The organism is Amphritea pacifica (genome assembly GCF_016924145.1).
GTDB lineage: Bacteria > Pseudomonadota > Gammaproteobacteria > Pseudomonadales > Balneatricaceae > Amphritea > Amphritea pacifica.
In genome coordinates, this window is sequence record NZ_JAFFZO010000221.1 from 1 (window position 1) to 264 (window position 264).

The 264-nt window shown below is 62.1% G+C and carries 1 protein-coding gene; it reads left to right on the forward strand.

Annotated features, from left to right (window positions below; translation table 11 throughout):
- A partial coding sequence (locus JW499_RS22110) for a Calx-beta domain-containing protein (protein WP_205212560.1) occupies positions 1-264 on the forward strand: 264 nt, incomplete at both ends.

A 264-nucleotide genomic window follows, 5' to 3' on the forward strand; every position in this document is an offset into this window, starting at 1 on the left:
TTGGCGACATGAGCGTCAGTGAGGGTGGCCTGATGACCTTCACCGTGACCCGGAGCGGGGATGCGGCGGATGCCCAGACCATCGACTTTGCCACCAGCATTGGGGCCGGTGATACCGCCGAAGCCAACGACTTTACCGGCAACAGCGGTACCCTGACCTTTGCGCCGGGTGTGACCAGCCAGACCTTCACCGTGCAGACTACGCAGGACGGTATCTATGAAGGCGGCGAGACCTTCACTGCGACCCTGAGCAACAACTCAGCGG